Source organism: Citricoccus muralis (genome assembly GCF_029637705.1).
Lineage (GTDB): Bacteria > Actinomycetota > Actinomycetes > Actinomycetales > Micrococcaceae > CmP2.
The window spans coordinates 2,910,752-2,931,908 of record NZ_CP121252.1 but is presented as its reverse complement, the minus strand read 5'-3'; the positions used below and the strand labels follow the sequence as shown (position 1 = coordinate 2,931,908).

Genomic DNA, 21,157 nt, shown 5'->3' with positions numbered 1-21,157 from the left:
GGTGGCGGGGCCGTGCGGTCAACTGTGCCCCTTGCCATCGTGGTAAGTGATGTAGGACGAGTACTTGTAGTAATGTCCGCCGCCCGACAGCGGCATCTTGACCTTCTTGCACCAGTACTTCACATCGACGACCTGCCTCTGCCATGTGAGCTGGGCGACCTTCGCGGTCGTTGCGGCGTAGCAGGTGTCGGGACCTGTGACCGTGACGAAGGTCGACTTGATGGGGCCTGCTTGGGCGGGCGCGGCCACGGCCACCCCTCCGGCAACGAGTGCGACGGATGCGGCGGCGCCGGCCAGAGTTTTCTTCAGTGCTGAGGTCGTGCGTGACATGGAGTATGCCTCTCGGGCGAGAGGGCGCCGGTGCGGCACCCTCGGAAGAGGCCCCCAGGGTAAGCAGATCGCAACGTTGTCTGACCAGAGTCTGAACGACGGATGGGCACGATTGCCAGCGAGTTTTGCCCTCGTGTTCAGGCGGTGTTGAGGTGCAGATCGACGAGACGACGTCGGGGTGCGTCAGTGATTGAGTTCGGGCTCGTGGCCCTGATGCTCCGGGGGTTCGAGCTGAATGGTGGCGTGGTCCACCGGGATACCCCAGTGCTCGGTGAGGCACTCTTGCAGATCGTCGAGAATCTGCGGGGCAGTGCCGTCGTGGAAGCGCTGCGGCTCGACCACCACATGGGCGGTGACCACCACGGTGCGCGTGTCGATGCGGGTGGCATGCAGGTCGTGCACGTCGAGGACACCGTCCTTGCGCTCCATGTGCCCGCGCACCGCCTCGACGTCGAGCCCCTTCGGCGCGGTTTCCAGCAGTACGGAGCCAGCTTCTTTCAGGATGACGAAGGCGCGCGGGATGATCAGCAGGGCGATCACGATGCCCGCTACGGCGTCGGCCCGCATCCAGTCGGTGGTGGTGATGACGACGGCGGAGACGATCACCGCCACGGATCCCAGGGCATCGTTGAGCACCTCGAGAAAAGCCGCGCGCATGTTCAGTGAGGCGTTGCGCCCGGAGAGCAAGACCAGGAGCGAGACCAGGTTGCCGGCCAGGCCAATGGCGCCGAAAATCAGCAGCTCCGGGCCCGCGATCTCGGGCGGATCCTGCCAACGGCGCACACCCTCCACCAGGGCGAAGCCGCCGACCCCGAGCAACACCGTGGCCTGGGCGCCCGCGGCCAGCACCTCGGCGCGCAGCCAGCCCCAGGTGCGCTGGCCCGAGGCCGGGCGCAGGGTGAGGGTGGCGGCGATCAGCGCGACGAGCAACCCACTGGCGTCCGTGAGCATGTGGGCGGCATCGACGAGCAGGGCCAGCGAACCGGTGATCCAGGCACCGATCACCCCGATGATCAGCACCACGGTGGTCACGACAAAGGCGATGGCGAGGCGGCCGCGTGTGCTCCCGGCGCTATGTGAGTGCCCGTGGCCGTGGCTGTGGCTCATCGTCTCGCCTCCTGAATCATAGGTACCCCCATGGGGTATCGTGCCGGGCGGGGGAGGGAAAATCAAGGATTCTGCGCGCAAAGCCAAGTCCCTGTGAGGCAGCTCACTCTACAGTGGAGGCACGTCAACTGACCGATCGGTCACCTCTCGGGAAACAGGAGTGCTGCCATGTCGACTACGGACTATCTGCTCATCGGTGCCGGATCCGCTGGCTGCGTGCTCGCGCGGCGGCTGGTGGACGCCGGACACCGGGTCACCCTGGTGGAAGCCGGAGGCGCGGACACCAACCCGGACATCGACGATGTCTCCCGGCTGGGCTTCTTGTGGGGCGCTGCCGAGGATTGGAACTACTTCACCACCGAGCAGACCGAACTCAACGGCCGGAGCATCCACCTGCCACGCGGCAAGGTGATGGGCGGATCCCACGCGCTGAACGCCACCATCTGGGTGCGCGGCGACCGTTGGGACTACGACACCTGGGCGGAGCAGGGCTGCACCGGTTGGGGCTGGGACGACGTCCTGCCCTACTTCGAGACGGCCGAATCCCACCTGGACATCACTGAGGACGGCTACCCGCACCATGCGATCCAGCAAAGCCTCTACGATGCCGTGGTGGCTGAGGGGGTACCCGAAAACCCGAACTACAACTCCGGCGATGTCGAAGGCGTGGGCTGGATGCAACTCACCATGCGCGACCAGAAGCGGCTCAACACCTGGCGTGCATATCTCAAGCCGCTGGCCGACCACGAGAACCTGACCCTGGTGACGGGTGCGACGGCGCGGCGGCTGCTGCTCGATGGCGACACCGTGACCGGAGCGGAATTTACTGACGCCGACGGCGAGACCCTCACAGTCACCGCGGACGAGGTGGTGCTCACCGCGGGGGCGCTGGGGTCCCCGGAGATCCTGTTGCGCTCCGGGATTGGCCCGAGTGCGCATCTGAACGAGGTCGGCGTCGAGGTGACTCACGATCTGCCCGGAGTCGGCCAGAACCTGCATGATCACCTGCTGGTGCCCGTGATCTGCACCACCGAAAAGCCCCAAGGGCCACCCGAGGTGGCGGCCGCGCAGGTGCACTTCTGGTCGAAATCGGACCCCGAGCTGCCCGTGCCCGACACCCAGCCGATCCTGTTCTCGGTGCCGATGTACACCAACACAGCGGGCATGCTGATGGAAGGACCGGAGGAAGGGTTCTCGCTGCTGGCCGGGATCGTGCGTCCGGATTCGCGCGGCTCACTGACGCTGTCCGGGCCCGCTCCAGAGGACCCGGTGCGCGTGGATCTCAACGCCTACGCCGAGCGTACCGACCTGGACTCCATGCTGTTCTCGTTGCGCCAATGCCGCTCCATCGCCGCACAGGCTCCGCTGACCGAGGAATGGGGTGCCACCGAACTGTTCCCCGGCCCCGAGGTGGGCGACGACGAGGAATCGCTCGTCGAGTACATTCGCAACACCACGACGACGTACCACCACCAGGTGGGCACCTGTCGGATGGGGCGCGACGCCGACGCCGTGGTGGATCCCGAGAGTTTCCGGGTGCATGGGCTGGCGGGGCTGCGGGTGGCCGATGCCTCGATCATGCCGCAGGTGATCACCGGCAACACCAACGCCCCCTCGGTGCTGATCGGCGAAAAAGCTGCCGCCGCCATGACCGGCGTCACCCCGTTCTGAGCCGAACATCCCACCTACAGGCGTCAGTAGTGTTCGCGGCCGGTGGCCAGGCGCCAAATGCGCCGGCTGACATCGATGAGCAACGCCGCGCCGATGACGAGGATGATGATTCCGAGCACGGTGGACTGATCAGGAGCCATCACGGTGAGCACGCCGGCGCTGGTCGCGGCCACCACGCCGAGTAATTCGACCGGCACGGCGAAAAAGCCTAAGCGGCCGGGAGTCTCTTCGGGTTCTTCTGGCGAACTCTGCGGTGCCATGACAGTCACTCCTTTGGTTGCCGTTTCCGATGCGAGACGCAATGCGGGCATCAAGTGCTGTCCCTTCCACGGTAGGCGCCTGACGCTCACAACTCCATACCTGACCCTGCCGTCGGCGAATTTGCGCGGCTGTGGGACAATGGAGGGGCCATGTCTGAGCACCGCATCCCTGAGAATTCTGCTCCGTCGAAGGTCATCGCCCGGGACACCCCCGAGCACGACGTCGACGTCGAAGCCCGCCCCCTGACCGAACTGGCCGAAGACCGCGACCGGTTGAAGAAGCACGGCTACGGTTCGCCCGCCGAATCCCGGAACATGACCGGCTCGGCGGCTTCCGCGCGCCCGCAGGTGCGCCCCAAGGCCGAAGGCTGGACCCAGCGCACCAACTCCGAGGGCCGGCCCCTGCTGCAGTTCAAGCAGCCCCGCGTGAAGCAGCCGCCGACGCACCTGGCCGACCTCACCCTCGCCGAACGTCAGGAGAAGGTGAAAGAGCTGGGCCTGCCCGGCTTCCGTGCCAAGCAGCTCTCCACGCACTACTTCGTGCACCACACCTCCGATCCGGAGCAGATGACGGATCTGCCGCAGTCGGGTCGCGCCGAGCTGGTCGAGCAGATGCTGCCGCCGCTGCTCACCGAGGTGCGCCGATTCTCCACCGATTCCGGTGACACCATCAAATTCCTGTGGCGGCTCTTTGACGGCGCGCTCGTTGAGTCCGTGCTGATGCGCTACCCCGGCCGCATCACCCTGTGCGTGTCCTCGCAGGCCGGCTGCGGCATGAACTGCCCCTTCTGCGCCACCGGCCAGAACGGGCTCACCCGCAATATGTCGACAGCGGAGATCGTCGAGCAGATGGTCCGCGCCAATCAGGCCATCGCCGACGGCGAGCTGGGCGGTCGCCGCGGTGACCGCGATCCGAGTGCCCCGGCCGAACGTGTCTCCAACATCGTGTTCATGGGGATGGGTGAACCGCTGGCCAACTACAAGCGGGTCATCTCCTCGGTGCGCCGCATGGTGGATCCGGCGCCCGAGGGCCTGGGCATGTCGGCCCGCAACATCACCGTCTCCACGGTGGGACTGGTGCCGGCCATCAACAAGCTGGCCGATGAGGGCATCCCGGTGACGTTCGCTCTCTCGCTGCACGCCCCGGACGACGAACTGCGCGACGAGCTGATCCCGGTGAACTCCCGCTGGAAAGCAGACGAAGCTATCGACGCGGCGTACAACTACTACCGCACCACCGGGCGCCGGGTGTCCATCGAGTACGCGCTCATCAAGGACATGAACGACCACGCCTGGCGTGCCGACCTGCTGGCGAAGAAGCTCAACGCCCGCGGCCGCGGCTGGGTGCACGTCAACCCGATTCCGCTGAACCCGACGCCCGGCTCCATCTGGACGTCTTCGGAGCCGGACGTCACCGCAGAATTCGTGCGCAGACTCAACGACGCCGGAGTGCCTACCACCCTGCGCGACACTCGCGGCAAGGAGATCGACGGCGCCTGCGGTCAGCTCGCCGCCGAAGAGGTCTGATCCTCCCCGAGCCGGAGTTTGTCTCTCCGAGGGCAGTTGTACCCTCGCCTGCTGAACTCCATGCGGCGAGGACCCCGCAAGAGGGCCGCACGGAGCGCGGGAACTCGATGTTGTGTTTCGTGAAAATAGTGCATTGAATGGTAACTCAGGACGCTCAAGTAACGCATGAAGTTCGCGGCTCATCTTGAGTCTTATGAGTTTTTCGTGGCGACAGAAGGTTGTTTTCACCGTCATGCGCACCTAGCGTGATCCGGACAGCTTGTCTCGTGGGATCGAGACAACGCATTGTGAAGGAGAGCGCCATGCCGAAAACCACCTCGACTGGGCATGCCAAGAAATCCGAGCTGCCCTCGACCCTCAAGAAATCCAGCCAGAAGGCGCAACGCACCTTCGCCAAAGCCTACGACTCCGCCATGGACGAGTATGACGACGAAGAGCGAGCACATCGAGTCGCCTATGCGGCGCTGAAGCACACACATGAGAAAGTCGGTGACCGCTGGCAGGCGAAAAAGCAAGCGGGCCCCTCGGACTCGCGTAGCGAGAGCGGCTCGTCAGCGGCGGATAGCGAGACCGCCGGAGGTGTGAATGCTCGCGCGTCTAAAGCCCACCTCTACAAACAAGCCCAGAAGCTGGATATCAAAGGGCGCTCGTCGATGACGAAAGCCGAACTGGTTGATGCTCTCGACAAGGAGAGCCAGCGCCAATCGAAGAAGAAATCGTAACGTGCCGACCTCTGAGCGCTCGCTCTATCCCGCAGGTAAGGAAAGGACAGTACCGCCATGACTCAGCAGAATCAATTGACCTTCCAGGACCCAGTCCATCGCTTCCCGAAGATTAGCCCACCTAAACAGGACCAGCCTGAGCCCGGGCTGGATGCCGATCTCGAGCCGACACCGGACCGCGGGGAGGAATCGTATGTTGGCACGGGGAGGCTAGTGGGTCGTCACGCGCTGATCACGGGCGCTGATTCCGGTATTGGGGCTGCGGTCGCGATCGCCTTTGCGCGTGAAGGTGCGGACGTTGCGCTGAACTATCTGCCCTCAGAGGAAGAGGACGCTGAGCACGTCTGCGCTGTCATTCGTGACGCGGGTCAGAGGGCAGTTCTCCTACCCGGTGACCTGTCGGATCCGTCCTTTTGTCGACAGCTTGTCCACGATGCCGTTGCAGAATTGGGGCAGTTGGATATTCTCGTCAATAACGCGGGCCGACAGATTGCCGTCGAAAATTTCGAAGACCTTTCTGATGACCAGTGGTCATCAACATTCGAAACGAATATTCACGGAATCTATCGTGTGACGCGAGCGGCTGTGCCTCACCTTCCGCCAGGTTCATCTATTATCAACTCCACCTCGATTCAGGCCTACGACCCTTCACCTGTGCTCCTCGACTACGCTGCGACCAAAGGTGCTATCAACAACTTCACCAAGGGTCTTGGGCAGCACCTGGCTCCGCGTGGCATTCGCGTCAACGCGGTAGCACCGGGACCGATCTGGACCGTTCTCCAGGTGTCCGACGGCCAACCCAAGGAGAAGCTGCCTGTTTTCGGACATGACACGCCCCTGGGCCGCGCGGGACAGCCGACCGAAATAGCACCAGCATTTGTGTTCCTCGCCTCCTCCGAATCAAGCTACGTGATCGGAGAGACACTCAACGTCAACGGCGGTCGTCCCACGCCTTGACCGCCCCTGCGTAGGAGGACCTCAGTCCTCGTAGGGGAGTAGTAGACCCTTCACGGCCGGATCCTCGGCGAGGAACTCCTGGACGCGCGGATCCTGGAATGCTTTGACCAGGTTCTGGATGTTCTCGGTGTCCTTGTAGTCGGATCCGATGGTGAGCTGGCCGGCAAACTCATCCGGGGTCGGCGCGGCGAAGTCCAGCAGCAGGAACTCCAGGTTCTTCGGGTTGGCGACGATATCGTCCTGGGTGGCCTGCCATGTGTTGATGCTGTCGTCCAACTCGATCAGCCCGGCCTCCTCCAGCAGCCACAGCCCCTGAGCCTCGTTCGCCGGATCGTTGTAGAGCGAGATGGTGGCGCCGTCGGGAATCTCCTCGATGGACCCGTACTTTTCGGAGTAGACGCCGAAGCCCCAGCGGAACACGGGAGTAGCCGCTTCGAGGCTGAAGTCCGGGTTGGCTTCGAGCACCTGGGCCAGCCACAGCTCGTGCTGGTAGACCGTGGCTGCGACCTCGCCGGTGGAAACCGCGCGTCCAGCGACGCTGTCTGCGGCGCCTGTTCGGCCTGCACCTCTGCTGAGCGCTCGACGGCGCGCTGAGCTGCTGCAGCCAATCGCCACGCACGTTCGAGGCGGCGAAGATGACCTTCCAGACCTGTTCGTCCGTCGTCGTCGACGTGGCCGGAAGGTGCGGCTGGAGGGCACGGCCGAGGGTGGATGACGGGTCGCGGAGCAAGTCCACCAGCCGACCCTGTTCGGCGATGCGGCCATGGTTGAGCAGCGCGGCGCTGTCGGCGGCGTGCAACACCGTGTCCATCTCGTGAGTGACGAAGACGATCGCCAGCCCCAGATCGTCGCGCAGCTCACGCAGCAGTTCCACCACCGAACGGGTGGTCTGCGGGTCGAGACCGCTGGCCGCCGGAGAGCTGCTCGCCGTTCACCGTGATGGTGCCAGACGTGGGTCGCTCCAGCAGGCTGATGCAGTGGGCCAACGTGGTCTTCCCAGATCCGGAGGGGCCGACGATCGCGCGGATCTCGCCGCTGGCGACCTTCACGTTCAGCCGGTCCAAGACGGTGACGGCGTCGGGGCCGTCACCGTAGACCTTCGTCAGGTTCTCGAGTGTGATCATGGTGCAACAGCAGGCGCCAACCCCGGCCTGGTGAACTCCGTCGTCACGCTTGGTCGCCCCGCGACAGCGCGCCCCGAATACCCGAATTCGGGCCTATTCGCCCGATTTATGACCCTGCGCGACAAATGTACGTGCCGATGTTGCGCCGGTGGGCACGAATCTTCGTGAGAAACCACGGGGCGGTGCGTCATAGAGGGGTGCAAGGGTGGGGGCGTAGCATGATCTGCAGACCTCTCACCGATTCCCGTCTTGAGGAGCATTCATGTCTTTACGCCGTCGTGCCGAATCTTCTGGCCCTGTGAAGGGGACCGGCGCCGTCGTCGCGTCGTCGGAGACGAAGACGGAGCGGCCCAGCTTCACGGTCAGCGGCCTCTGGACCGACACCATGGGACGCATGGGCATCCGCGCCCTGCAGCTGCTCATCATCGGCACCGTGGTCGGGATGATGGTGATCGCGGCCCTGCGGCTGACGGTGATCGTGATCCCTACGCTGATCGCCCTGATTCTGGCCTGTGCCCTGTGGCCGCTGGTGATGCAGGCGCGGAAGGTCATGTCGCCGATGCTGGCGGCGTGGAGCGTGTTCCTGGGCTCGCTGCTGGTGCTCGGAGGTATCGGCACCGGGCTCGTGTTCTCGGTGATCCGCGAATGGTCCACGCTGGTGGAACAGGCGGTGGAAGGCTTCAATGAGCTGCGTGAACTGGTCGAGGGTCTGGTGGGTGATCTGGGCATCACCATCGATCAGTCACAGATCGACTCGGCCATTGATACGGTGACCTCGTTTGCGACCAGTTCCCAGTTCGGCACTGGCGCGCTCAATACGATCAGCGCGGCCGGCAGCTTTGTGACGGGCCTGGTGCTGCTGCTGGTGATCCTGTTCTTCATGCTCAAAGACGGCGACCGGATCTGGGCGTTCTTCGTCTCCTGGACCCCGCTGCACTTCCGCGACAAGTGGATCATGTCCGGTGACCGCGCCCTGCACACCTTCGGCGGATACATCCGCGGCACCGCCATCATTGCGGCGGTGGACGCCATCGGCATCACCGTGGCGCTGTTCATCCTGCAGGTGCCGCTCGCGCTGCCGTTGGGCGTCGTCGTCTTCCTGGGGTCGTTCATTCCGCTGGTGGGTGCGACCATCGCCGGTATTCTCGCCACGCTGATTGCCCTGGTGGCCAACGGGCCGATTGTGGCGCTGATCGTGCTGGGCGCGGTGATTCTGGTGAACCAGCTCGAGGGCAACTTCCTGCAGCCGGTGGTGATGGCACAGACCCTGAACCTGCACGCCCTGGTGATCTTGATGGCCCTAACCGGCGGCACCGTGCTCGGCGGCATCGTGGGTGCGGTGCTGGCGGTCCCGCTGGCCGCGGTGGCCTGGAGCGTGGTCAAGGTGTGGACCGACCGCGAGGGTGCCGAAGAACTGGAGCACGCGCGAGAAGACATCGACGAGGAGATGGCCCGGTACGAAGCCGAGCAGGAGGACTCTGACGGCGAGGATGAATCCGATGAGGATGCGGGCCGCAACGACCTAGATGAGGAGTCCTCGCGGCGCGAAGGCGTCTAGGATCGGGGCATGACTGGTTCATCGTTTCGACCCTCGCGGCGCTCGCAGGTGCCCCCGTTTCAGGTGATGGATATTCTCGGACGGGTGGCCGAGCTGCGAGCGGAGGGCCACGACTTGGTCTCGCTGTGTGCGGGTGAGCCGGGCGGTGGCGCGCCGACCCCGGTAAACGAACGCGCTGCGGCTGTGCACGGTGCCGGAGGGGCGCTGAACTACACCCCGGTGCTGGGCGTGCAGGGTCTGCGCGAGGCGATCGCCGGACACTACCGCGGCTGGTACGGATTCGATGACTCGGGTGCCGGGGTGCGGGCCGAGCACGTGGCGGTGACGACCGGCTCTTCCGGCGCCTTCGTCGCGGCGTTCCTGGCTGCGTTCGATGTGGGTGATCGCGTGGCGGTGGCGCGCCCGGGATACGCCGCGTACCGGAACATCCTCACCGCGCTGGGCTGTGACGTGGTGGAAGTCGACGCGGGCGCGGAGACCGGATTCCAGCTGACCGGTGCGATGCTGGATCGCGCCGTCGAAGAGCATGGAGAACTGGCGGGCGTGGTGGTGGCCTCGCCGAACAATCCGACCGGCACCATGATCACGGCCGAGAACCTGCGCGAGCTCACCGACTGGACCTCCGCACGCGGGGTGCGGTTGGTGTCGGATGAGATCTACCACGGCATCACCTACACCGGGGACGGGCGCGGCCACAGCGCCTGGGAATTCGGCCGCGACGCCATCGTGATCAGTTCCTTCTCCAAATACTGGGGCATGCCGGGCTGGAGGGTCGGATGGATGCTGATGCCCGATGATCTGGCCCCAGCCGTCAACGCGTTGAGCGGGTCGGTCTCACTGTGTCCTCCCGCCGCAGCACAGTATGCGGCGATTGAGGCGTTCAGCCCTGAGGCCTACGCCGAATGCGACGCGCAGGTGCAGGAATTCGCGCGCACCCGCTCGCTGATGCTGGAGCATCAGGGGTCTCTGGGCTGGACCGACGCGGCACCGGCGGACGGGGCGTTCTACTTCTACGCGCGGATCCCGCAGGACATGCTGGACCGGTTCGGTAGCTCGGGTGCCTACTGCCGGGCGCTGCTCGAAGAAGCCCACGTGGCGCTGACCCCTGGCGATGATTTCGACACCGCACGCGGCAACGAATACGTGCGGATCTCCTTCGCGGCAGGCTATGACGCCGTGGCCGCCGGAATTGAGCGGATCATCGCGTTCCAAAAATAAGAGGTGGCTGCTCAGCCATACTGGTAGCGGGAGCGGGTGGCCGCGGCGACGACGGTGAGCGCCAGCGCGACGACGGCGGCCACACCGAACAGCAGGCCCCAGTGCCCGGCCTCGGCCAGCGGGCCGGCCAGCCCGGATCCGGCCGCACTGCCAGCGAAAAGGCACCCGGCGAAGAACGCGACCGACAGCCCGCGCGCTGACGGGACCACCTCGGTGACCCAGGCCTGCAGCGAGGTGTGCATCAGCGCCCAGGTGGCACCCAACAGCAGGGCGGCCACGATCACGGTGGGCACCGCCTGATGCAGCGCCACGATGCCCAGCCCCAGGGTCAGACACGTGCCGCCCAGGGCGATGATGCGCGACGGCGACCACCGTGCGGTCAGCGGGCGCACCCCGCGGCTGACCAGGATGGTGGCCACACCGTAGGCCGCCACCGACAGCCCGGCCGCGCCGGGGGAGACCCCCTGATGCTCCAGCGCGGGGGCAAGTAGGGTCAGCAGTCCCAGCACCAGGGCGCCCTCCACGAACGCCAGGCCCACGACCAGCAGCGCCCACCGCTCGCGGAAGAACAGGACCATGCCGCGGAGGATGGACACCCCGGTTTCGCGCTCGGGTTCGGGCAGGCGGAAGAGGGGAATCAGGCTGACCAGGGCCAGACCTGCGGAGACGGCGAACATCACGCGCCAGTCCAGCCACTGGCCCACCAGTCCGGCTGCGGCGGTGGCCAGTGCGGTGCCCACGGCAATGGCGGCCATCAGATCCGACAGCGCGGACTGCCGGTGCCGCGGCGTCGACGTGTCGCCCACGTAGGTGATCGAGGCGGGCACGACGGCACCGAAGAACGCCCCGGTGACAGCGCGGGCCAGGGTGAGGCTGAGCAGCCCCGGTGCGGGCAGGGACGCCAGCGAGCCAAGCACGGCCCCGATCAGGGCGATCCGCATGACGGGAAGTCGGCCGAGTGCGTCCGAAAGGATGCCCCACACCGGCTGGCTGACCCCGTAGCAGAGGAAATAGACCGAGGCGACGGCGACGGAACCGGCCAGCGACACCCCGAAATCGACGGCGATGAACATCAGCAGCGGAGAGATGCCGAACCGGTCCACGCTCGAGGTGAGCGCGGCCAGAGAAATCGCCAGCGGTGGGCGGCGGTGCGCGGAGGCGTCGTCGTGAGTCGTCACCCGCTCAGCCTAGATGACCGTGTATCTCTCCTTGTGGGCTTTGCGACGGCGCTACTAGGGTGGGGGTCCATGGCAAATTCGACCGATTCGGTGAGCCTCCACGTGTTGATGGTGGCCGACCCGGGCCTGCCCACCCGACGGGCGCGAGCCGTGCGCGAGCGGTTTGAAACGGATCTGACGAAGTTACTGCAGCGCACCGTGCGGGTCTCGTTGCATACGGAGATGATCCGGATCGACCCCGACAATGTCCTGGAGTACCGTGATGCCCGCGCCATCGCCGAGGAGTACGAGCATGTCGACGTCATCCTGCTGCTCACCGAGATTCCGCGGCACAGTGAGGGCAAACCGCTGATGGCCGAGATCTTCCCTGATCAGCAGCTTGCGGTGCTGTCGTGCCCGACTTTCGGCGCCTGGATGACCAAGAGGCGGCTGCTGCGGGTGATGGTCGACGCCGTGCTGCGGGTGGCCCCGGGGGTGACTGTGCCGACGCCGAAGCGATACACCTTGCGCTGGAGCCAGTGGTCGCAGCGCGACGGCAGCTACGCCCTGCATGCGCACACGTTCACGGGCGCCCCACGCACCGTGGCCGGGATGACCATGGCCAACGACCCTTGGCGCACTGTGCCGAAGCTGTCTCACGCGTTGGCTGCCGCTTCCGCCACCGGAGCTTTCGGTATCTTCTACCACTCGATCTGGCAGATGTCGGACGCACTGACCACCACCCGGCTGCTGCTCATCGGGGTGACCGCCATGACGGCGATGGGTGCCTGGCTGATTCTGAGTAACGGGCTGTGGGATCGACCGAAGCATGAGAGCCTCTCGCGGGTGGTGCTCTACTACAACCTCTCCACCGTGCTGACTCTGGCACTATGCATGCTCGCGCTCTACGCGGTGCTGGTGGTGCTGATTCTGGGTGGCGCGCTGATTGTGATCGACCCCGGGTTCATGTCCGACATCCTCGGCGAGGAGGCCCACTTCAGCAACTATCTCGACATTGCCTGGTTGTCTGCTGCGATGGGCACCGTGGCCGGCGCACTCGGCTCAGGGTTCGACTCCGAGCCCGATCTGCGCCGGATCACCCACGGCCAACGGGAACGACAGCGGCAGTGGAGCCGCGACGATCAGAACGGATAGGGCGCGATCTCCGAGCGCATAGTGAGCCATTGGATCTCGGTGAACGCCTCGATGTTCGCGCTGTACCCGCCGAAGCGGGAGCCATTGCCGGAATCCCCGAACCCGCCGAAGGGCGCGTTGGACTCATCGGAGACGGTCTGCTCGTTGATGTGCACCTTGCCCGAGCGCACCAGATCCGCCAGCTTCATGGCCTCGCCGACGTCGCCGAGAATTCCCACCGAAAGACCGTACTCCGAAGAGTTCACGATCTCCGCCGCCTCCTCCACGGTGGCGAAGGTGCGCACCGGGGCGACGGGCCCGAAGATCTCCTCCGACCAGGCCGGGTTGTCCTCAGTCAAGTCCGTGATCACGGTGGGCGCGTAGAACAGGTTCTCGTAGGTGCCGCCGGCCACGATGTTCGCCCCGGCGTCTTTGGCCTCGCGGACGATGCGGTCGATGTTGTCGCGTTGCTTCTCGTCGATGATCGGTCCGAGCGCGGTGTTTTCGTGCGTCGGATCGCCCACGGGCAGGTGCTCGGCCTTCTCTTTCAGCGCGCTGACGTACTCATCTGCCAGGGATTCGTGCACCAGGTGGCGCCCGGTGGTCATGCACACCTGGCCCTGGTGCAGAAACGAACCGAAGGCGCCGGCAGAAGCGGCTTTCGCGACGTCGGCCCCGGGCAGCACCACGGTGGCGTTGTTGCCGCCGAGCTCCAGGTGCACCCGCTTCAGGTTCCGACCTGCGGCCTCGCCGACCTTGCGGCCCGCCGCCGTCGAGCCCGTGAAGGAGACGACAGAAATTTCCGGTGCTTCCGTCAGCACGGCACCGGCCTCGGCGCCGCCGGGCAGCATCTGGAACACCCCGGCCGGCAGTCCGGCCTCTTCCAGGGCACGGGCGATCATCACGCCGCCGGAGACCGGGGTACGTGGATCTGGCTTCAGCACCACCGCGTTGCCCAGCGCGAGGGCGGGCACCACGGAACGGATCGAGAGGATCAGCGGAAAGTTGAACGGCGAGATCACGCCGACGACGCCGACGGGTAGCCGGCGGGCGAACGACCAGTGGTCCTCGTCCGAGGTCAGCACCTCGCCCATCGCATGGTGGGGGAGGGCTGCGGCGTCAAAGCACTCGTTGGCGGCCACATGGATCTCCAGGCCGGCCTTCGCGGGGATCGCGCCGGTTTCGCGCTGTACCCAGTCGATGAGTTCGGCCTGATGGTCTTCGAAGATCTGACCGGCCCGGCGCAGCACTGCGGCGCGCTCGGCGGGCTTGGTGCGCGCCCAGTCCTTCTGGGCGGCTGCAGCCGTCCGGGCGGCGTCGCGCATGTCGTCGGCGGAGGCCATGCCGCTGCGCCCCAGCACGGTGCCATCAGCAGGGTTGAGGATGTCGATCGAGTCGGCCGAGCCAGCCGTCCAGCTGCCGGTGAAGATCTTGTCGGACCAGAGGGAGGAATCAAGAAGAGTCATGCTCCCAGTGTGCCCCATCACACCCCACTCACTCTAGAGTGAGTAATTCAGCTCTGAGATGAGGCGGTCAGCTGTCCTGATGCAGGTGTCTGCGGCGGCGGGCACGGGGCGCGTGGCATGCAACTTGATGGCAACGGAACGCCGGTTCGTCCTCTTGGCACGGAGGTTACCGGGACGTAGAGTATGAGGTATGACTCAGAACACTGCCTCCGGCCTGCCCGGCCACCTCGAACCCGCATACCGCGTCACCGATGCCCTCGACATCGACTACTACGAGGTGTTCGCCGACATCCCGGCGGCCGACCGTGAGGTCTGGCAGCGCGCCCGCGCGTACGGGGAATCGGTGCAGGCGGAGCTCACCCAGGCTTGGGACGAGTACCGCTACCCGCTGCAGGTGGTGGAGGGGCTCGGCGCGGCCGGGCTGTTGGGCGACGGCGTCGAGCATCCCGACGTCGAGCTGCTCTCGCCGCTGGCGGCCGGATTGGTGAACATGGAGCTCTCCCGGATCGACGGTTCGCTGGGCACCGTGCTGGCCGTGCAGGGCGGGCTGGCGCTGCGCACCGTGGCCCTGTTCGGCTCTGAGGAGCAGCAAAACCGTTACGTGAAACCGTTGGCCGCGGGAACGATGCCGGGTGCCTTCGCGCTCACCGAACCCGACCACGGCTCCGATTCGGCAGGGCTGGAAACCCAGGCCACCCGTCAGACGGACGGCTCCTGGGTGCTCAACGGGACCAAGAAGTGGATCGGCAATGGTGCGGCCGGCGGGGTTACCTTCGTGTGGGCGCGCGTGGACTCGGAAGGGGCCGAGGACCACGGTGGTGTGCGCTGCTTCGCCGTCCCGCAGGAGACCGCCGGCTACCACGGTGAGGTCATCCCCGGAAAAGCCTCGTTGCGTGCTATCGACCAGGCCTACATCACCTTGACCGACGTCACTCTGCCCGCCGACGCCGTGCTGCCGGGCACCCACACCTTCAAGGACGCCTCCACGGTGCTTTACGCCACGCGGCTCGGCGTCGCCTGGTCCGCCCTGGGCCACGCCACCGGGTGTTTCGAGGCCGCTCTGAGCTATGCGAACCAGCGCAAGCAGTTCGGTAAGTACCTGTCGCAGCACCAGCTGGTGCAGGAACGGCTCACCCGGATGCTCTCCGAATTGACCACCATGCAGCTCTACTGCGCGCAGCTGGCGGAACTGGAAGCCGCCGGAAAGCTGCGCCCGACGCAAGCCTCGCTGGCGAAGTACAACAACACCCGGCTGGCCCGTCGCATCGCCGTTGAGGCCCGTGACCTGATGGGCGGCAACGGCATCCTCCTCGAGCACGGGGTTATCCGCCACATGGCCGATATCGAGGCGATCACCACCTACGAGGGCACCGAATCGGTGCAGGCGCTGCTCATCGGCCGCGATCTGACCGGTAAGTCCGCCTTCGCCTAATGCTGACACCGACGACGGCGCGGCACTGGTTCTGAGTCCTGCTCTGTGATGGGATGCCGGAGTGCGCGGCGTCTTATGATGTGAGGCATGGCTGACCCTGCTGCTCCACCGAGACGCAAACAGCTGCGCGCCCTCTGGCGCTCGGCCTGGGGCGCACTGGCGCTGGCGGGGCTCGCGGTGGGCTTCGGCGTCGTCGGGTATGGACAGGTCACCGCGGAACCCGAGCACCGCGTCGAGTTCGTCGTCGATGACGGTCTGCCGTACGGAATCACTCAGGAATCGGTGGAGTACGCTGCCGAACAGCGGGGACTGCGCGTGTACGAGCCCTTCACCCTGCACGTGGTGGAGCGCGATCTGGACTGGGCCGAGCACTATCGCGGCGAGATCGGCGAAGCGGATGTGCTGCTGTCGATGGGCGACGACGTCGACGATCCGGATCTGAGTCTCAGCGACTTCACCCGGGTGGCGTTCGACGGCGAAGATTCCGGCGATCACTACCGGGCTGCCACCGAGATTAGGGCCACGTTCATCAACAACCGCACTCTGGGGCACGGGCCGAGCGCGGTGGTGGGGGCGGCCACCACCGCGGCGGATATGTACGTCGACGGCGGGAACCGGTCAGCACTGTTTTGGGGATCGCTCACCGCGCTGCCGCTGTTCGCCGCCTGCGGAGTGATGTACCTGTGGTTGCGCGATCGTCGGGCCGAACGGGAGCGCAAGCGCCGTTTCGACGCGGGTCGGCTGAGGTTGGCGCGCTCCGTGTTGGAGGTGGATGCGCTCGAGGCGCGGGTGAGTGCGACGGCCGACCGCCGCCTGCGGAACCAGTGGCGCGGGGTGCGGCGTCGCAGTATGGAGTTGGCCCGGGTTGAGCGCGACCTGGCGCAGTGGGCCGTGCTGAAACCCGAGGACGAGGAGGCGCTGGCGGAGTTTGAGGCGGACACGCTGGAGTTGCACCGGCGGGCGGATGCGGTGGCTGCGGCGGCTGAACTGCACGCGGGCCACGCCGGATCGCGTACCGTGCTGGATCAGCTGGCGGCACCCGTGGTGCAGGCGGTGGATGACGTGCTGGGCCACGCCGATGTGTCTGAATCGCGTGAGCTGCGCGAGCTACGCGGCGAGCTGCTGGGTTTGCTGGGGGAGGCCGCGACTGCGAATGACGAAGGCACTGAGCCAAACGACGCAGAACGAGACGACGACGCCGAAGCCGCCGGACTCGTGGAGCGCCACGCCGAGCTGCTGAGCCGGTGGAACGATGTTGAGGCCCGGCTGATTGACACGGCCAGGCGCCTGGAGCGTGCGGGCGGAACAACCGGTCAGAACATTCCCACCGAAGAAGAACTGCGCGCGGCCGCCGAGGAACGCAGCGCAGAACGACTGCGCGCGATGACGGTGGGCGAAACCGAGTCGCTCACCCGGTTGCGCACGCTGCTCGGCCTGGCCACCCCGGGCCCGCTGAAGGCGCTGGAGCGGGTGATGACGGTGCGCGAAACCGGATTCGGGGCGCTGCGTGCGGACGCCACCACCGCGCGCGCCCGCGTGAGCGAACCGGTCAGCCCCACGGCGAAAGTCGGCATCGGGTTGGGCATCGTGGCGCCGCTGGCGGTGGGGCTCATCGCCGGGTGGATCGCCGTCGCCGATGCCGATACCAACACCCGCTACGGGCGCACCCTGGTGGGCGACCAGCCCCTGCACAGCCTGAGTATCTACGGCGATCTAGATCTGGTGCCGGCCGCCGACGAGGAGCCCGAGGGCAGTCCGTTGCGCACCCCCGAGATCACGCTGGACTACGTGCGCTACGCGATGGACCGCTCGCTGCGCTACTCCGACGATCGCGCCCTGCTGCCCGACCGGCTGGACCTGATCGTGGCGGTGCTGCCCATCGACGACTACGCCGACTACACCGACATCGAGGAGAACCCCGAGCGCCGGGCCGCCGGGGAGGGCCGCGTGGAGATCGACTACTGGGACATGCTGGAGGCCTACCAGCAGATCAAGACCGACGTCGCCGTCGAGTATCCCGAGCTGCTGGATCCGGTGACCGGCGAGGTGGTGCAGGGCCAGGCGGTGATGCCGATCTGGATCTTCCCCGACGGCGCCTGGGCGATCGGCGGCACACTGACCGGGGAGATCAGCGCCGGGGTGGATTCCCGGCTGGGCACCTACTCCTTCAGCTACACCGAGCCCTTCCGGCGTGCGGTGCCTGCCGAACGCGCGGACCTCACCGCTGCTGATGTGGTGCCCTACGAGCTGCAGAACCTGGGGCGGATCATGGAGTACAACCACCAGGAGACCGGCCCCGAGAACACCTCCGGGATCTTCTGGACGGTGGCGCTGGCGTTCTGGGCTGGGGCGCAGACGCTGGTGCTGGCGGGCGTCGCCGTCGTCGAGAGTGGACGACGGCGTGCCGGAACCCGCGCCTCCCGGGCGCAGCTGAAGGACCTGCGCGCCCAGCTGGACCAGCTGCCCTGGGGCTGGACCTGTCCCGGCTCGATATGGTCGCCGTGCTGGGCGGGGAGTCTGGCGACGCCGCGGTAGCTGACCAGCGGCTTTACGAATCCTCCCTGGTCACCGCGTGGCGCGAGGTGCAGCACCTGGAGGATCTGCCGCGCGCCGAACAAAGCGGCGAGGACTGGGAATCTCGGGTGCGGTACGTGCAGCGACTGGTGGACACCCTGGCCCAGCGCGATCGCGACGTAGCCGACCGGGCCAACGAGCTGCTGCGCGCGCAACGGGCACACCCGGCCAGTCATTCACCTAACGTCTGACTCACCCGGCGGCTGACTCTTCCGGCGGGTAGCTCACCCCCACAAGGTGTAGGCGGAGTTGACCGCGAGCACCACCCCGAACGCGGCCAGCAACCACCGGCTGGCCGACCGCGCCGTACTCGAACCGGCCTGCTCTTCGATCCAGCGCAGCGGCTCATCGAATTCGGTGCCCCATCGCGCGCGGGCGCCCACGAGTGCGGCGGCCGGCAGCACCATCACCACGCAGTAGCCGGCCAGCAGCAGCACCGTCGCCGGGAACCCGGGGCCATGCTGGGTCATCAGCCCGATCGCGCCCAGGTACGGGAACATCGTCGCTACCTCCAGGGCCACCGCGGCCAGGGCGAGGGAGAGCATCGTCGTCGTCGAACCCTCAGCAATGCGCGCGCGTACGCGGACGATCCGGGTGCCCAGCCAGCCCGGCTGCTCTGGTGCGGCGGGTTGCCCCGTTCGCCGTCGTGCGCGCAACCACAACACCAGTGCGGTGAGCACCAGCAGCACGCCCAGGACCAGCTGCACCTGGTAGGAGAGGGCGGACGTCAGCGCATCGCGATACGCCTCGAGCACCGCACCGAAGCCCAGCTGCAGCGCCAGTCCGATGAGGAAATACGCGCCCGCCACCGCGCCCAGGTACCCCAGAATCCGGCGCGGAGCCACTGCGGCGATCAGCAGCCACAGCGGGATGAGCAGGGTGCCGACCGTCGTCGAGTCCAGCAGCGCCAGCCCGAGCAGCGAGACGAGGAGCATCATCGCCTCAGCGTATCGGTTCTGCACGAGAATCCAGCCGCTGACATTGCCCGTCCGTGGCGCTACGCTGGGACAAAGCTCCGGTGGCGATGGGGCGGCCGGGGCCGACCAGAAGGGGGCCACCGATGACGACCGGAGACGAGCGAGAGCCCTGGGAGGCCGAGCTGGACGACGAGCTGCTCCCGGAACCAGTGCCCGCCGAAACGGTGCGCACGGTGCAACTGGCCACCACCGGCATGGAGCGACCGCTCACCGTGCGCGTGCGCTTGGACGTCTCGCTGCCCGCCGAGCACGTGATGTACGTGCTGTGGGCCGCCGCCGGTCTTGAGCCCCAGCCCGCCGCGCTGCTCACCCGCGAAGGCAAGGATCCGGTGTGTTTCGGGGTGGCTGCCGCCTGGCGCGAGACCTCCAACGAGGACGCCGTCCACGACCTGAACGGCCTGCAGTTCGCCCAGCTGTTCCGCCGAGACACGGAGCTCTACGCCGAAATCGACCCGGCCCGCGGCTGGCGGGCGCGGATCACCCTTGATACCCACCTCGACGACGACGCCGACGGCGAACCCGGCTCCCCAGTGCGGGTGCGGGTGGAGCCCTTCGGCATCCCCCTGTTTCACAGTGCCGCCGAGATCGACGTGCTGCTCAAGGCGTCCGACGGCGAGCAGCTCACCCCGCTGGAACAGCAGGTGCTGCTGCACCTGGAGGAGCCGCTGCGGCTGCCCTTCGCCCAGATCGCCCAGTCCCGCGCCCTGGGCACCCTGGCCGCCGTGACCCACGGGCTGGTGCCGGGTGCCGCCGACCTGCTGCCGGTGCTGCACGCGGAGTATCCGCTCACCACGGTCGCCCTCGAGGTGTTCTGCTTCGTCTCCGAGCAGCCGGTTTCCGCAACGGCCACCGGGCGGCTCCCCGTGGCCGAGCTGCGCCGTCTCGCCGCCGAATCGCCCTGGATCCGAGAGCTCCAAGGGGAGCCGGACAACGTTGACGACGTCGGACGCGACCCGGACGACGACGACGCTCCCGTGCTGCGCGCCGGCGACCTGCCGCTGGTGGACGAAGCCTGGGCCGCACTGCGGGACACCGGACTGGTCCGGATCCCCGAACGGCGCGCCGTGGTCGCCGATCACTGCGAGCACCTGGTGGGCGCCAGCCACGAATGGCGCCGCTTCTGGGTGGAGACCGCCGTGCTGGCGTGGATGCTGCGCTCCGGATACGTTGCCGGATACGCCCCCGACGGCTCCCCGGTGGACCGCGTCAGTCCCACCATCGCCTACGAGTCCGCCCAGGACTACGCGGATAGCCTGATCAGCGCAGCCGCCACCTCGCCGGAGGAGGTGCTGCGCCAGCTGATGGAAGAGAACACCGTGGATGAGGAAGAGCGCGACGACGTCGAGCACATCGAGTTCACCATCGAGCTGGAGGGGCTTCACGAAACGGTGAGCCGGCGGATGTCGGTGCCACTGGAGGCGAACCTGCACTCCGCCGTCGAAACCATCCTGGTGATGTTCGGCTGGGAGCTCACCCACCTGTGGCAGCTCGACGTCGCCGATCGCAGTCAGTTGGTAGCGCACTCCTCCGAGGGGATCGCTGAGGACTCCGATGGTCCCCTGGCTGCGGAGATGCACGTCGGGGACGTGCTGCGTGCCGATGGTCCGGCGCTGCTGCTGACCTACGACTACGGCGACAATTGGGAGATGCGCATCAGCCCGGTGGGGACGCGTGTGGCCGGCGAGGAGGCCGAGCTGCTCAGCGTCGACGGCGACTGCCCGCCCGAGGACGCAGGCGGTCCAGGCGGATACCAGCAGAAGGTGCTGGCGCTGGAGGACCCGGAGCAGTTCGCACAGGACTACCCGGATTACGAGTCGGAGGAGATCCACCACCTGGCCGGTTGGCTACGCACCATGCGCGAGCAACTCACCACCCCGGAACCGGGCTACTACGAACTGGTCGACCACCCGCTGCCCTACCCGTAAACGAACGAGAGCTGAAGG

19 protein-coding genes are annotated in these 21,157 nt (G+C 66.7%); 11 read left to right on the top strand and 8 right to left on the bottom strand.

Features of this window, described 5'->3' with window-relative positions:
• Positions 1-18: 18 nt before the first annotated feature.
• Both P8192_RS13485 and P8192_RS13480 read right to left on the bottom strand, forming a co-directional pair.
• Positions 19-330 (bottom strand): hypothetical protein, encoded by a 312-nt coding sequence (locus tag P8192_RS13485; RefSeq protein ID WP_278157517.1) that lies wholly within the window; start codon positions 328-330, stop codon positions 19-21.
• A 183-nt stretch (positions 331-513) separates the two neighbouring features.
• Positions 514-1,437 carry a cation diffusion facilitator family transporter gene (locus P8192_RS13480; RefSeq protein WP_278157516.1) on the bottom strand — a complete coding sequence of 308 codons (924 nt, stop codon included), beginning with the start codon at positions 1,435-1,437 and terminating at the stop codon, positions 514-516.
• A gap of 168 nt (positions 1,438-1,605) precedes the next feature.
• On the opposite strand from P8192_RS13480, the gene P8192_RS13475 reads away from it, so the two are divergent.
• Positions 1,606-3,108 carry a GMC family oxidoreductase gene (locus P8192_RS13475; protein WP_278157515.1) on the top strand — a complete coding sequence of 501 codons (1,503 nt, stop codon included), beginning with the start codon at positions 1,606-1,608 and terminating at the stop codon, positions 3,106-3,108.
• 23 nt (positions 3,109-3,131) lie between these two features.
• Here P8192_RS13475 and P8192_RS13470 read toward each other — a convergent pair whose 3' ends face one another.
• Positions 3,132-3,368 carry a hypothetical protein gene (locus tag P8192_RS13470; protein ID WP_270107017.1) on the bottom strand — a complete coding sequence of 79 codons (237 nt, stop codon included), beginning with the start codon at positions 3,366-3,368 and terminating at the stop codon, positions 3,132-3,134.
• 315 nt (positions 3,369-3,683) lie between these two features.
• Here P8192_RS13470 and rlmN point away from each other — a divergent pair, with 315 nt between their 5' ends.
• From rlmN to P8192_RS13455, 3 genes are all read left to right on the top strand, one after another.
• Complete coding sequence (rlmN, locus tag P8192_RS13465; protein WP_278159840.1) at positions 3,684-4,895, top strand: 23S rRNA (adenine(2503)-C(2))-methyltransferase RlmN; 1,212 nt, start codon at positions 3,684-3,686, stop codon at positions 4,893-4,895.
• A gap of 302 nt (positions 4,896-5,197) precedes the next feature.
• Complete coding sequence (locus tag P8192_RS13460) at positions 5,198-5,617, top strand: ChaB family protein (RefSeq protein WP_278157514.1); 420 nt, start codon at positions 5,198-5,200, stop codon at positions 5,615-5,617.
• Positions 5,618-5,674: 57 nt separating this feature from the next.
• Positions 5,675-6,574: an SDR family oxidoreductase gene (locus P8192_RS13455; RefSeq protein ID WP_278157513.1), complete on the top strand. Its 900-nt coding sequence runs from the start codon at positions 5,675-5,677 to the stop codon at positions 6,572-6,574.
• 21 nt (positions 6,575-6,595) lie between these two features.
• Here the strand turns inward: P8192_RS13455 and P8192_RS13450 are convergent, their stop codons facing one another.
• Positions 6,596-7,189, bottom strand: a complete 594-nt coding sequence (locus P8192_RS13450; protein ID WP_278157512.1) for a MetQ/NlpA family ABC transporter substrate-binding protein — start codon at positions 7,187-7,189, stop codon at positions 6,596-6,598.
• Positions 7,190-7,431: 242 nt separating this feature from the next.
• The gene (locus tag P8192_RS13445; RefSeq protein ID WP_278157511.1) at positions 7,432-7,698 is read right to left on the bottom strand and encodes an ATP-binding cassette domain-containing protein; all 267 of its coding nucleotides are present in this window, start codon (positions 7,696-7,698) and stop codon (positions 7,432-7,434) included.
• Between the two features lie 262 nt (positions 7,699-7,960).
• On the opposite strand from P8192_RS13445, the gene P8192_RS13440 reads away from it, so the two are divergent.
• Together P8192_RS13440 and P8192_RS13435 are read left to right on the top strand one after the other, a co-directional pair.
• Complete coding sequence (locus tag P8192_RS13440; protein ID WP_278157510.1) at positions 7,961-9,256, top strand: AI-2E family transporter; 1,296 nt, start codon at positions 7,961-7,963, stop codon at positions 9,254-9,256.
• A 9-nt stretch (positions 9,257-9,265) separates the two neighbouring features.
• A complete protein-coding gene (locus P8192_RS13435) occupies positions 9,266-10,474 on the top strand; it encodes an aminotransferase class I/II-fold pyridoxal phosphate-dependent enzyme (RefSeq protein WP_278157509.1) in 1,209 nt (402 codons plus the stop codon).
• Positions 10,475-10,485: 11 nt separating this feature from the next.
• Here the strand turns inward: P8192_RS13435 and P8192_RS13430 are convergent, their stop codons facing one another.
• The gene (locus P8192_RS13430; protein WP_278157508.1) at positions 10,486-11,652 is read right to left on the bottom strand and encodes an MFS transporter; all 1,167 of its coding nucleotides are present in this window, start codon (positions 11,650-11,652) and stop codon (positions 10,486-10,488) included.
• Positions 11,653-11,721: 69 nt separating this feature from the next.
• On the opposite strand from P8192_RS13430, the gene P8192_RS13425 reads away from it, so the two are divergent.
• Positions 11,722-12,786 carry a hypothetical protein gene (locus P8192_RS13425; protein WP_278157507.1) on the top strand — a complete coding sequence of 355 codons (1,065 nt, stop codon included), beginning with the start codon at positions 11,722-11,724 and terminating at the stop codon, positions 12,784-12,786.
• On the opposite strand, the gene P8192_RS13420 is transcribed toward P8192_RS13425, so the two are convergent.
• The gene (locus tag P8192_RS13420) at positions 12,774-14,231 is read right to left on the bottom strand and encodes a benzaldehyde dehydrogenase (protein ID WP_278157506.1); all 1,458 of its coding nucleotides are present in this window, start codon (positions 14,229-14,231) and stop codon (positions 12,774-12,776) included. The genes P8192_RS13425 and P8192_RS13420 overlap by 13 nt on opposite strands.
• A gap of 190 nt (positions 14,232-14,421) precedes the next feature.
• On the opposite strand from P8192_RS13420, the gene P8192_RS13415 reads away from it, so the two are divergent.
• The 3 genes from P8192_RS13415 (at position 14,422) to P8192_RS13405 (ending at position 18,428) form a co-directional block, all read left to right on the top strand.
• Complete coding sequence (locus P8192_RS13415; protein WP_278157505.1) at positions 14,422-15,663, top strand: acyl-CoA dehydrogenase family protein; 1,242 nt, start codon at positions 14,422-14,424, stop codon at positions 15,661-15,663.
• An 87-nt stretch (positions 15,664-15,750) separates the two neighbouring features.
• A complete protein-coding gene (locus P8192_RS13410) occupies positions 15,751-18,198 on the top strand; it encodes a hypothetical protein (RefSeq protein WP_278157504.1) in 2,448 nt (815 codons plus the stop codon).
• Entirely contained in the window at positions 18,156-18,428 is a 273-nt protein-coding gene (locus tag P8192_RS13405) for a hypothetical protein (protein WP_278157503.1), read from the top strand. Before P8192_RS13410 ends, P8192_RS13405 begins: the two co-directional genes overlap by 43 nt.
• Positions 18,429-18,461: 33 nt before the next feature.
• On the opposite strand, the gene P8192_RS13400 is transcribed toward P8192_RS13405, so the two are convergent.
• On the bottom strand, positions 18,462-19,175 hold the full coding sequence (locus P8192_RS13400; protein ID WP_278157502.1) for a GAP family protein: 714 nt from the start codon (positions 19,173-19,175) through the stop codon (positions 18,462-18,464).
• A gap of 122 nt (positions 19,176-19,297) precedes the next feature.
• Here P8192_RS13400 and P8192_RS13395 point away from each other — a divergent pair, with 122 nt between their 5' ends.
• Positions 19,298-21,139 carry an IS1096 element passenger TnpR family protein gene (locus P8192_RS13395; protein ID WP_278157501.1) on the top strand — a complete coding sequence of 614 codons (1,842 nt, stop codon included), beginning with the start codon at positions 19,298-19,300 and terminating at the stop codon, positions 21,137-21,139.
• Positions 21,140-21,157: the final 18 nt, after the last annotated feature.

Bases quoted from the DNA above. Each gene is read 5' to 3' on its own strand.
- P8192_RS13480 (WP_278157516.1), bottom strand. From the start codon at position 1,437: ATGAGCCACAGCCACGGCCACGGGCACTCACATAGCGCCGGGAGCACA.
- P8192_RS13415 (WP_278157505.1), top strand. From the start codon at position 14,422: ATGACTCAGAACACTGCCTCCGGCCTGCCCGGCCACCTCGAACCCGCA.
- P8192_RS13425 (WP_278157507.1), top strand. From the start codon at position 11,722: ATGGCAAATTCGACCGATTCGGTGAGCCTCCACGTGTTGATGGTGGCC.
- P8192_RS13395 (WP_278157501.1), top strand. From the start codon at position 19,298: ATGACGACCGGAGACGAGCGAGAGCCCTGGGAGGCCGAGCTGGACGAC.
- P8192_RS13475 (WP_278157515.1), top strand. From the start codon at position 1,606: ATGTCGACTACGGACTATCTGCTCATCGGTGCCGGATCCGCTGGCTGC.
- P8192_RS13440 (WP_278157510.1), top strand. From the start codon at position 7,961: ATGTCTTTACGCCGTCGTGCCGAATCTTCTGGCCCTGTGAAGGGGACC.
- P8192_RS13420 (WP_278157506.1), bottom strand. From the start codon at position 14,231: ATGACTCTTCTTGATTCCTCCCTCTGGTCCGACAAGATCTTCACCGGC.
- P8192_RS13485 (WP_278157517.1), bottom strand. From the start codon at position 330: ATGTCACGCACGACCTCAGCACTGAAGAAAACTCTGGCCGGCGCCGCC.
- rlmN (WP_278159840.1), top strand. From the start codon at position 3,684: ATGACCGGCTCGGCGGCTTCCGCGCGCCCGCAGGTGCGCCCCAAGGCC.
- P8192_RS13445 (WP_278157511.1), bottom strand. From the start codon at position 7,698: ATGATCACACTCGAGAACCTGACGAAGGTCTACGGTGACGGCCCCGAC.
- P8192_RS13435 (WP_278157509.1), top strand. From the start codon at position 9,266: ATGACTGGTTCATCGTTTCGACCCTCGCGGCGCTCGCAGGTGCCCCCG.
- P8192_RS13470 (WP_270107017.1), bottom strand. From the start codon at position 3,368: ATGGCACCGCAGAGTTCGCCAGAAGAACCCGAAGAGACTCCCGGCCGC.
- P8192_RS13460 (WP_278157514.1), top strand. From the start codon at position 5,198: ATGCCGAAAACCACCTCGACTGGGCATGCCAAGAAATCCGAGCTGCCC.
- P8192_RS13400 (WP_278157502.1), bottom strand. From the start codon at position 19,175: ATGATGCTCCTCGTCTCGCTGCTCGGGCTGGCGCTGCTGGACTCGACG.
- P8192_RS13410 (WP_278157504.1), top strand. From the start codon at position 15,751: ATGGCTGACCCTGCTGCTCCACCGAGACGCAAACAGCTGCGCGCCCTC.
- P8192_RS13405 (WP_278157503.1), top strand. From the start codon at position 18,156: ATGGTCGCCGTGCTGGGCGGGGAGTCTGGCGACGCCGCGGTAGCTGAC.
- P8192_RS13455 (WP_278157513.1), top strand. From the start codon at position 5,675: ATGACTCAGCAGAATCAATTGACCTTCCAGGACCCAGTCCATCGCTTC.